The organism is Flavobacterium sp., assembly GCF_040382755.1.
Classification (GTDB): domain Bacteria; phylum Bacteroidota; class Bacteroidia; order Flavobacteriales; family Flavobacteriaceae; genus Flavobacterium.
Map to the genome: position 1 here is coordinate 1 of NZ_JBEIET010000170.1, position 3,376 is coordinate 3,376.

Sequence of the window (3,376 nt, forward strand, 5' to 3'; positions counted from 1 at the left end):
GTATTTCTTTGATAGGAATTATTTTAGTTCAGTTATATTGGATTAATAGTTCGTTTCAAAAAAATGACGATCAATTTAGACATCACGCACTGGTAGTTCTGAATAACGTTTCAGAAAAGCTAAACAATAAAGAAATGGTTGATTTCTATACGTCTTATAAAAAATTTAAAGACAGTACCGGAAAAGAGCCCATGCAAGACCAATTGAAACAACTTTTTTATTATGAAAAAGATTCCAATACAAAAGAAGTTTTAATTTATTCAAATACCATTATTCCAGAAGATTTTGGTATAGATGGTTCGTTCTTTGATAAAAAAGCAAGCTCTATCAAGATTAGAGATTTTCAAGCAAAAAGAAAAACACGTATATATAAAGATAATTCACTTGAAGGAAGTGAAGCAAATATAGGTTCTAATCCAGATGTAACTATCGAAAAAAATGGTAGGTTAGGAATTTTAGACCGTGTGCAATTTGAACTTTTGTTTCGAGATATTGTTTCGCAACGCCAAATTCATAAGAGAATTTCATCAAAATTAGTGAATGATGTTTTGAATTTTGAATTATACAAATCAGAGTTAAAAACACCTTATGAATTCGCAGTATATAAAAACGGATTGGCAACCAAAATAAAATCCGAAGAATTTAGATATGACAAATGTACTACTTACAGTGTCCCGATTTTGTTAGATGCTGATGGAAAAACTGCATATAAGTTATTACTTAGGTTTCCTAACAAAACAAATTTCGTATTTTCTTCTTTGTTACCAATGACTATTTTAACATTGTTATTTGTGGTAATTATTTTGGTAACGTACACCAGTGCTTTAAGACAATTAATCATGCAAAAGCAAATTTCTGAAATTAAAACAGATTTCATAAATAACATGACTCATGAATTTAAAACACCAATTGCGACAATAAATTTAGCTTTAGATGCAATAAAAAATCCGAAAATTATTGATGATAAAGAAAAGGTTCAAAAATACCTTCAAATGATTAAGGATGAAAACAAACGAATGCATGCCCAAGTTGAAAACGTACTTAGAATTTCAAAATTAGAAAGAAACGAATTAAATATAGACAAAGAGCCTCAAGAAATAACAGATTTTATTGAAGACGCAATAGATCATGTGAGTTTAATTTTAGAGGATAGAGAAGGAGAAGTGCATACTCACTTTAACGCAAGCAGAACTACAGTGCTTTTAAATGATGTGCATTTTACAAACGTGTTGGTTAATATTTTGGATAATGCTATGAAATATGCTACTGAAAAACCAATTATTAATGTATACACAGAGAATATTAAAGATTATGTGCTAATTAAAATAGAAGATAACGGAATTGGAATGTCAAAAGCGGTTCAGAAAAAAGTTTTTGAGAAATTTTTTAGAGAGCATACGGGCGATTTACATAACGTTAAAGGACATGGTTTAGGTTTAGCCTACGTAAAACAAATTATCGACGACCATAATGGCGAGGTTTTTGTTGAAAGTGAAAAAGGAAAAGGAAGTACATTTATAATTAAATTGCCATTAATAAATTAAGATATGGAAGCAAAAAAAATTTTATTAGTAGAAGATGATCCAAATTTTGGATCTGTCTTAAGAGATTATTTATCATTAAATGATTTTGTAGTTACGCTTGCCAAAAACGGAATGGAAGGTTTCGAAAAATTCAAAAAAGACACATATGATTTATGTATCTTAGATGTAATGATGCCTTATAAAGATGGGTACACATTGGCAAGAGAAATTAGAGAAAGAAATACTGAAGTGCCAATTATTTTTTTAACAGCTAAAACATTAAAAGAAGATGTTTTAAAAGGTTATAAAGTTGGAGCAGATGATTATTTGAATAAACCTTTCGATTCGGAAGTGTTGTTAATGAAAATTAAAGCGATTATTCAAAGAAAAGCATCTGAAACAAAACCAGATTCAACCATTTTTGAGTTCATGATTGGTAAATTTCATTTAAATTCAAAATTACGATTTTTAACTTTTGAGAACGAAGAGCCAATAAAATTATCTCCAAAAGAATCTGAATTATTAAAAATGTTAGCGCTTCATGAAAATGATTTAATGCCAAGAGAATTAGCATTAACAAAAATTTGGAGAGACGATAATTACTTCACTTCAAGAAGTATGGATGTTTACATCGCTAAACTTAGAAAATATCTAAAACCAGACGAACGTGTAGAAATATTAAACATACACGGTGAAGGTTTCAGATTAGTAATAAATTCATAAATAAAAAGGGCTACCATTTGGTAGCCCTTTTTTATATTAAAACTGCCAGCAAATAATTTGTGTAGTTTTGTTTCCGTTTGTTAAATGAAGTGTAGTGCTGTTTTTAACTTCTACTTTCTTCATTTGTTTGTATAATGGCTTCAAGTTTGTTTTTTTAGAAACAATGGCACTAAACCATTTACACTGACTTTTAAAGTGAACACTTTCATAAATCATATTGGTTACAAAAGCCAATTCGCCACCTTCGCACCATAATTCGTTATTCTGACCACTGAAATTTAAAACGGGTTTGTCAGCTACTTTCTGACCTAAGTTTTTGTTTTTTCGTAACGAACCTTTTGCAGCTTCTTCTGCAGAAGTATGAAAAGGCGGGTTACAAATAACAAAATCAAAAACTTCTTCCGATTCTAAAATGTATTTTAAAACATTTCGTTTATTATCATTAAATCGGACGGTTACGTTTTCATTAAGTTTTGGATTTTTACTTAAAATGGTTTCTGCAGATAGTAAAGATTGTTTGTCCACTTCAGTTCCAACGAAAGTCCAACCATACTCATGATTTCCAATAATAGGATAAATACAATTTGCACCAACGCCAATATCTAAAATTCTAATGGCATTTCCTGTTGGAACTACGCCGCCATTTGAAGCAGCTAATATATCTGCAATATGATGAATGTATTCAGCTCTTCCAGGAATAGGAGGGCACAAGTTGGTTTTTGGGATATTCCAGTATTCTAAATTGTAAAAATGCATTAATAAGGCTTTATTTAATGCTTTTACGGCAATTGGATTTGAAAAATCAATTGACTTTTCTCCAGCTTTATTAAGGAATAAGTGTAAGTTTAAATCGGGATGCGTTTTAATTAATTGTGCAAAATCATATCTGCCAACATGTTTGTTTCTTGGGTGTAAACCTTCAAAGTAAAGGTTTGTTTCATTATTTTCCATATATTCTTATAAGTCGCAAATTTACAATTAATAATACGGATTTACATTATGATAAGAAACAAAAAATCCCAACCTTTCGATTGGGATTTTGTATAAGTAAGATATAAATATGATTAAACGTTGATTATTTCACTTTATTTACGATAGCTGCAAATGCTTCTGAGTGGTTCATAGCTAAA

Annotated in this window: 3 protein-coding genes; 2 read left to right on the forward strand and 1 reads right to left on the reverse strand. The window is 29.8% G+C overall.

Translation table 11 applies throughout. From position 1 onward, the window contains the following. Positions 1-2: 2 nt before the first annotated feature. Entirely contained in the window at positions 3-1,544 is a 1,542-nt protein-coding gene (locus ABWO04_RS10640; RefSeq protein ID WP_353079681.1) for a sensor histidine kinase, read from the forward strand. A gap of 3 nt (positions 1,545-1,547) precedes the next feature. Continuing rightward, the gene (locus ABWO04_RS10645; RefSeq protein WP_353079682.1) at positions 1,548-2,246 is read left to right on the forward strand and encodes a response regulator transcription factor; all 699 of its coding nucleotides are present in this window, start codon (positions 1,548-1,550) and stop codon (positions 2,244-2,246) included. 36 nt (positions 2,247-2,282) lie between these two features. Here ABWO04_RS10645 and rlmF read toward each other — a convergent pair whose 3' ends face one another. Continuing rightward, on the reverse strand, positions 2,283-3,197 hold the full coding sequence (rlmF, locus tag ABWO04_RS10650) for a 23S rRNA (adenine(1618)-N(6))-methyltransferase RlmF (RefSeq protein ID WP_353079683.1): 915 nt from the start codon (positions 3,195-3,197) through the stop codon (positions 2,283-2,285). Positions 3,198-3,376: the final 179 nt, after the last annotated feature.

Bases quoted from the DNA above. Each gene is read 5' to 3' on its own strand.
- ABWO04_RS10645 (WP_353079682.1), top strand. From the start codon at position 1,548: ATGGAAGCAAAAAAAATTTTATTAGTAGAAGATGATCCAAATTTTGGA.
- rlmF (WP_353079683.1), bottom strand. From the start codon at position 3,197: ATGGAAAATAATGAAACAAACCTTTACTTTGAAGGTTTACACCCAAGA.